The sequence below is a fragment of the Metalysinibacillus jejuensis genome, assembly GCF_003057615.1.
In the GTDB taxonomy this organism is placed as follows: domain Bacteria; phylum Bacillota; class Bacilli; order Bacillales_A; family Planococcaceae; genus Metalysinibacillus; species Metalysinibacillus jejuensis.
This window is the reverse complement of the sequence record NZ_QAFW01000073.1, coordinates 1-6,882: the sequence shown is the minus strand read 5'-3', so window position 1 is coordinate 6,882 and position 6,882 is coordinate 1. Positions and strand designations below refer to the sequence as shown.

The 6,882-nt window shown below is 33.4% G+C and carries 5 protein-coding genes and 1 pseudogene; all 6 read right to left on the bottom strand.

The genetic code is table 11. The features are described 5' to 3' along the window. Positions 1 to 160 precede the first annotated feature (160 nt). Positions 161 to 1,276, bottom strand: coding sequence for a MobV family relaxase (mobV, locus tag DDE80_RS13225; RefSeq protein ID WP_235612345.1), 1,116 nt, complete (start codon positions 1,274 to 1,276; stop codon positions 161 to 163). Between the two features lie 232 nt (positions 1,277 to 1,508). Then, complete coding sequence (gene str, locus DDE80_RS13220; protein WP_010711054.1) at positions 1,509 to 2,357, bottom strand: streptomycin adenylyltransferase Str; 849 nt, start codon at positions 2,355 to 2,357, stop codon at positions 1,509 to 1,511. Between the two features lie 7 nt (positions 2,358 to 2,364). Beyond that, a pseudogene (locus DDE80_RS13215) lies at positions 2,365 to 3,066 on the bottom strand (replication initiation factor domain-containing protein); the annotation flags it as partial. A 301-nt stretch (positions 3,067 to 3,367) separates the two neighbouring features. Continuing rightward, positions 3,368 to 3,634, bottom strand: a complete 267-nt coding sequence (locus tag DDE80_RS13210) for a hypothetical protein (protein ID WP_108308365.1) — start codon at positions 3,632 to 3,634, stop codon at positions 3,368 to 3,370. 1,563 nt (positions 3,635 to 5,197) lie between these two features. Then, positions 5,198 to 6,574: a tetracycline efflux MFS transporter Tet(L) gene (gene tet(L) / locus DDE80_RS13200; RefSeq protein ID WP_108308364.1), complete on the bottom strand. Its 1,377-nt coding sequence runs from the start codon at positions 6,572 to 6,574 to the stop codon at positions 5,198 to 5,200. Between the two features lie 33 nt (positions 6,575 to 6,607). Further along, the gene (locus DDE80_RS15800; RefSeq protein ID WP_012779615.1) at positions 6,608 to 6,670 is read right to left on the bottom strand and encodes a tetracycline resistance efflux system leader peptide; all 63 of its coding nucleotides are present in this window, start codon (positions 6,668 to 6,670) and stop codon (positions 6,608 to 6,610) included. Positions 6,671 to 6,882: the final 212 nt, after the last annotated feature.

Sequence of the window (6,882 nt, the reverse complement as noted above, 5' to 3'; positions counted from 1 at the left end):
GAACGTGTAGAAATTCGTATGCCTAAATCAATTATCGAGAAATTAGATAAATACCAAGAAGAAAACGGACTGTCTACAAGAACAGCAACTATTCTCGAATTATTGCGAAAAGGCTTAGAAAAATAACTTTGGCTAAAGCCAACCGAAATTCATCTCCCACCTACTCATTGGTGCTATTCGCACCTTCACATTCCTTGAGGATGGGAGACTTCTTTCGGAAAGCCGTTAAACTCACATCACGCTTTAAATCGCTTATTTTAGACTTTAAAGACTTGTTTTCTTCAAGCAACTCATTATAATCATTTACATTTTCATTAAATCGCTCTACAAGACCACTATATTTTTCTTTAACTTGCCCATGTTCTTTACTTAATTTTTTATATTCTCTCGCCATATCAGTACTCATGAGATTTCTAACATGCTGTTTTAACCTATCGTTATCTCTCGCAGCAGTCACTAAGTTTTTATAATCACGCTCCGATATAACAACATTTTTGGTTGGTTTCTTTTCTGTTTTCATTATTTCTTTTCCCAAACCAAACATGGACTTTTCACCCGTTGGCACTTCAACACTTTTCATGTGTCGTTTCGCTGGTACTTCTAAATCTGATTTAACTTTATCGCTATAAGCAGTCCATTCATCTTTTTTAACTGCTAAATTTTTTTCTAGAAAATCAATCTCTTTTTCCAAAGTTTGTTTTTTAAATTTAGCTGTCTCAATATGTTTACGGTCAGAGCCACGTTCACCACGCTTCAACTCAAAACCCTGTTTTTTCATATGCTCGGGGAATTTATCTTGTAGCCATAACAGTTCTTGACGATTAAACACATTTTTTCCTTGCAGTTTTCCATCACGCATAGGCACAACACCTAAATGCATGTGAGGGGTTTGCTCATCATTATGAACTGTTGCATAAGCAATATTTTGCTTGCCATATCGTTCGGAAAATAATTTATAACTTTCCTCAAAAAATCGTTTTTGTTCTCCTGGATCCAGTTGCTCAAAAAAATCTCGGTCAGATGTTACTAGCAACTCATTTACAAGAACAGCATCTTTCCTCGTTTTTCTTGTACCTGTTTTTTGTGATTCAATAATTTCTTTGACACGTTCGTTGTAATCAATATTTTTATCATTTTTCAAATCATAATTTTCACGTGTTCGCTCATGGTCAATATCATCATTCGTTCTACTTTTTCGCTCTCTTTGATTATGAAATTGCATGCCTTTTAGTCCAGCTGATTTCACTTTTTGCATTCTACAAACTGCATAACTCATATGTAAATCGCTCCTTTTTAGGTGGCACAAATGTGAGGCATTTTCGCTCTTTCCGGCAACCACTTCCAAGTAAAGTATAACACACTAGACTTATTTACTACGTTTCATAAGTCATTAATGCGTGTGCTCTGCGAGGCTAGTTTTTGTGCAAGCACAAAAAATGGACTGAACAAGTCAGCCCATAAATTCAAAACCTAAACCCAAGCAACCAAAAATGTGGTTGCTAATAAAATTAATTCTCATAATTATTACGAATAAAATTCTCAATATTTTTTTCGTAATTTGGATAGTTATAATTTCCTAAACAACTTACTTTATTTGAATAATATTTAAATAATTCACAACAAAGCTTAAAAGATTGGTATGTCTTTCTATATCCATTCATCTCAAAAGTAGCTAAAAACATATTGAATTCTTTATCAGTTAAATATTTGTTTATAAACTTATAATTCTTTCCTAAACTAAAATCAAAACCCCTATTAAAGCCAATATACCAAGAAATCATTCTTAATAATTCAGGACGTAAAATATTATTGAAATGATCTAAAGCAAATAATATTTCTCTTCTAAAAACACCCTTTGCTACATACGTTGAGACACTCCAAAACTCATTACAGCAATCATAAAATTCTCGTTCTGTTGGTTTTTTTAACCAATAATTTGAGTCATCTGGAACAATTTCTTGAATTACTAAATTATCTTTATCAACTAAAATTTTTACAAGACCATCAGAATCACTAAAATAACGATTTAAATCTTTTAAATTAATTAATGTAATATCCATTTTTATGCCATCTTTAAAATACATTATATAACTGTAACCATAATCTAAATCAGGTGGGAATAATTCCATATCTTCTGGTTTCTGTATAAACAATAATTCTCCAAATAAACTTAACCAACTTTCTTCATGTGTGAAACACTCAATATCTGATACGAAAAAAGCAAAATCATAATCTTGAAACTTATCTTTTTTTATATTTTCATTAGTTCTTGAACCCTCGAGAGCAATAATTTTTACATTGCTTCGTTGATAAGCAAATTCAGAAACTAAATTTAAAATTTCTTTTTCAGTCCTCATTGTTTTTTCACTCCCAAAATCTAAATTCACGCTGCCAAAAATCAATCTGCTTTTGCAATTGTTTTTCGTTTTCTCGTAAAGTCAATTTCATTATTTCAGTTAAATCAATTGGAGATATTTCTTTGATTATTTTTTTATATTTATATTTAGTTCTCTTATTCAATTCTCCCCATTTGCCTTCTTCATGAATTAACATGTAAACCATTGCTTGTTCATTTAATTTTTCTGGCGAAGTCCAATCTGGTTTCAAGATATGTAAATCATTAAAACAATCATTCCAATAATCCACCATATCTCTTTTAAGTTCAATTTCTACACGCCATAAGTGTTCAGACATAACTTCAACATCTGCATTGTCTTTACGTTCTTGCTTTTTATTGTAAATTCTAATAAATCTATTGCTATCTCTCACACCAAAATACTTTGTTTCTGGTTTACCATTGCGACCGTAAAAAATAGTTTTCTTAACTGCTTTATCAGTCATTGCATAGTAATCACTCAAATCATCTTCAAAATCAAAAGCTAAATCTAATCTTGTAAAACCGTCATCTTCCATGTAGTCGATGATGTTCTGTTTTAACCAAATCATTTCTTCATGTGTAAGTTTATTTGGATTAAATTCAACACGCATATTACGTCTGTCCCAAGTATCTGCTTTCACTTTGTCATATTCGATATAAACTTTTTCTTGCAGTGCTTTAGCTGTGAACTACCCACCACTTAACTTCGTTTGAAGTGGGGGCTTCTCGCTTCCACGAACATAGCTTGCAAGCAAGTCTTATGTGTTCTCCACGAGCGTGAATTCGGGGCATTCCAACCCTACTGATACGCAATGTTTTTAGTACCTTGGATATTTTACGCATACGAGGGGCTTGGTTTTCGCTCTTATTTCCGTATGCAACTCCATATATCCAGTTGTCAAAGAACATTATGTCTATATTTTACCAAATTCTTTGGCTAAAGCCAACCGAAATTCATCTCCCACCTACTCATTGGTGCTATTCGCACCTTCACACTCCTTGAGGATTGGAGACTTCTTTCGGAAAGTCGTTAAATTTCGTTTGTAGTATATCCCAAAGTCTTATTTGAGGTTCAATACTCATAAATGACGATAGCTTTTGAGCGTTGTCACGACTGAGATTTCCAACTATTGTCATAGCGTCAAAACTTAATTTAGGATTTTGTGGGTGCACAGAATGCACTCCTAACCGGCTATTAGAGACGGCCGGTTTTTTTAGTGAGATTTCTGCAGCTAATTTTTCATCAATTTTCTTCATTTTTTATCGCTCCTAAAATAATTTTTGGAACGAAAAAAGGACGAGTGGAATTGCAAAATAAATTTTGCCTGTATCCATTCGTCCAATTTGTTTTGTATTCAAAATCAAAACTTGATATACTATGTCTGAATGAATAACAACCCTTATTTGTTATTCCACTAAGCAGGGACTCGCCAAAGTCGCCTGCTTTTCGTTTGTCTTTTTTCGTTATCCTAATTTTAAAACTAAATATTATTTAAATCAAATAAATTCCAAAGGGGCTAAAAGCGCCCCTTTAAAACCCCTTGCCTCTGAAAAGTTTTGTGTTTCCTTTTCGTCGTTCAGCAAAGCTAATTTACTCAAAAAAATATCTCAAGGATAAATGCACTCACTGCGTTCGCCCTTGAGATATTTTATTTCGCAAATTTTAACGCATTTGCCGACGAAAAGATAAAACACATAAAAATATACGCAGATATATTTAAAACAGCTTAAAACGCAAATATGAGCTTCTAACAGCTATTCAAATTTAACTTTCAAAGTAAGCCACTGCACATAACATTAAAGTTGCAATTAATAATAAAGGCTCCATCATATCCCTCCCAAAAATAAAATTCAGTTTCTTAAATTATAACAAATCTAATAACTTAAAAATAAAACTTATGTAACAGCAAGCACAGTCAAGGTATACACCTTTGACAAAAAATAGCACATTCTCTATCGAAAATTTTTGCTTATTTTTTAAATTATTTTGGGAAATTTTCCCAATCCCTTTTTCTAACTCAAAAAATATAATCACTCAAAATTTAAAAGGGCGCACTTATACATCATTTTAAAAAATTGATGTAACGTGCTAAGTTCAAAATAAAGGGCGCACTTATACACGATTTTCAATCTTGTATATTTCTAACGAAAAGCGTGCGCCAAAAAACCCCCTTCGTCAATTTTGACAGGGGGCTTTTTGATGTAAAAATTTCTATCGAAATTTAAAAATTCGTTTCACTCATGTTATAAAGACTTAAAATAAAATAACTCTTTAAAATCTTTTGCTAGTTGTTCTTCAATATTTTTTATTCGGTGCATCTTCCAAGTAAAGTATAACACACTATACTTTATATTCATAAAGTGTGTGCTCTGCGAGGCTGTCGGCAGTGCCGACCAAAACCATAAAACCTTTAAGACCTTTCTTTTTTTTACGAGAAAAAAGAAACAAAAAAACCTGCCCTCTGCCACCTCAGCAAAGGGGGGTTTTGCTCTCGTGCTCGTTTAAAAATCAGCAAGGGACAGGTAGTATTTTTTGAGAAGATCACTCAAAAAATCTCCACCTTTAAACCCTTGCCAATTTTTATTTTGTCCGTTTTGTCTAGCTTACCGAAAGCCAGACTCAGCAAGAATAAAATTTTTATTGTCTTTCGGTTTTCTAGTGTAACGGACAAAACCACTCAAAATAAAAAAGATACAAGAGAGGTCTCTCGTATCTTTTATTCAGCAATCGCGCCCTTTAATGGAACAAAAAGATTTGAATTCCTGTTATAAAAAAAGGATCAATTTTGAACTCTCTCCCAAAGTTGATCCCTTAACGATTTAGAAATCCCTTTGAGAATGTTTATATACATTCAAGGTAACCAGCCAACTAATGACAATGATTCCTGAAAAAAGTAATAACAAATTACTATACAGATAAGTTGACTGATCAACTTCCATAGGTAACAACCTTTGATCAAGTAAGGGTATGGATAATAAACCACCTACAATTGCAATACCTGTTCCCTCTGATAAAAAGCTGGTAAAATTAAGCAAACTCATTCCGGCACCAGCTTCCTTTTGTTTCAAACTACTTGAAACAATTGTAGATATAACTGTTTTGGTGAATGACAGCCCACCAAAAACAAAAACTAATATAATTGTCAGTAACCATGGTGTTACTTCTAAAAAAAAGGCAGCAATTAAAAAGCTAACAGAAAGAAATGTAACTCCGATGTTTAACACGTATAAAGGACCTCTTCTATCAACAAGTATCCCACCAATGTAGCCGAAAATAATGACACTCATTGTTCCAGGGAAAATAATTACACTTCCGATTTCGGCAGTACTTAGCTGGTGAACATCTTTCATCATATAAGGAACCATAGAGACAAACCCTGCTACTGTTCCAAATATAATTCCCCCACAAAGAACTCCAATCATAAAAGGTATATTTTTCCCTAATCCGGGATCAACAAAAGGATCTGTTACTTTCCTGATATGTTTTACAAATATCAGGAATGACAGCACGCTAACGATAAGAAAAGAAATGCTATATGATGTTGTAAACAACATAAAAAATACAATGCCTACAGACATTAGTATAATTCCTTTGATATCAAAATGACCTTTTATCCTTACTTCTTTCTTTAATAATTTCATAAGAAACGGAACAGTGATAATTGTTATCATAGGAATGAGTAGAAGATAGGACCAATGAATATAATGGGCTATCATTCCACCAATCGCTGGACCGACTCCTTCTCCCATGGCTACTATCGATCCAATAAGACCAAATGCTTTACCCCTATTTTCCTTTGGAATATAGCGCGCAACTACAACCATTACGAGTGCTGGAAATGCAGCTGCACCAGCCCCTTGAATAAAACGAGCCATAATAAGTAAGGAAAAGAAAGAATGGCCAACAAACCCAATTACCGACCCGAAACAATTTATTATAATTCCAAATAGGAGTAACCTTTTGATGCCTAATTGATCAGATAGCTTTCCATATACAGCTGTTCCAATGGAAAAGGTTAACATAAAGGCTGTGTTCACCCAGTTTGTACTCGCAGGTGGTTTATTAAAATCATTTGCAATATCAGGTAATGAGACGTTCAAAACCATTTCATTTAATACGCTAAAAAAAGATAAAATGCAAAGCCAAATTAAAATTTGGTTGTGTCGTAAATTCGATTGTGAATAGGATGTATTCACATTTCACCCTCCAATAATGAGGGCAGACGTAGTTTATAGGGTTAATGATACGCTTCCCTCTTTTAATTGAACCCTGTTACATTCATTACACTTCATAATTAATTCCTCCTAAACTTGATTAAAACATTTTACCACATATAAACTAAGTTGTGAACTACCCACCACTTATTGACCTTGCGGTCTAATTGAAGTGGGGGCTTCTCGACTTATCGTTGCTTTTACTAGCCAACGAAAACTGACCGAGCTAACCCTCTTGTTCCAAGAGTTTTTGTTTCTATGCTAATGCCAATAGGCGAATGCCTTCATTT

Excerpts from the sequence above, each read along its gene's own strand:
- mobV (WP_235612345.1), bottom strand. The coding sequence starts at position 1,276 with ATGAGTTATGCAGTTTGTAGAATGCAAAAAGTGAAATCAGCTGGACTA.
- str (WP_010711054.1), bottom strand. The coding sequence starts at position 2,357 with ATGAGGACTGAAAAAGAAATTTTAAATTTAGTTTCTGAATTTGCTTAT.
- DDE80_RS13210 (WP_108308365.1), bottom strand. The coding sequence starts at position 3,634 with ATGAAGAAAATTGATGAAAAATTAGCTGCAGAAATCTCACTAAAAAAA.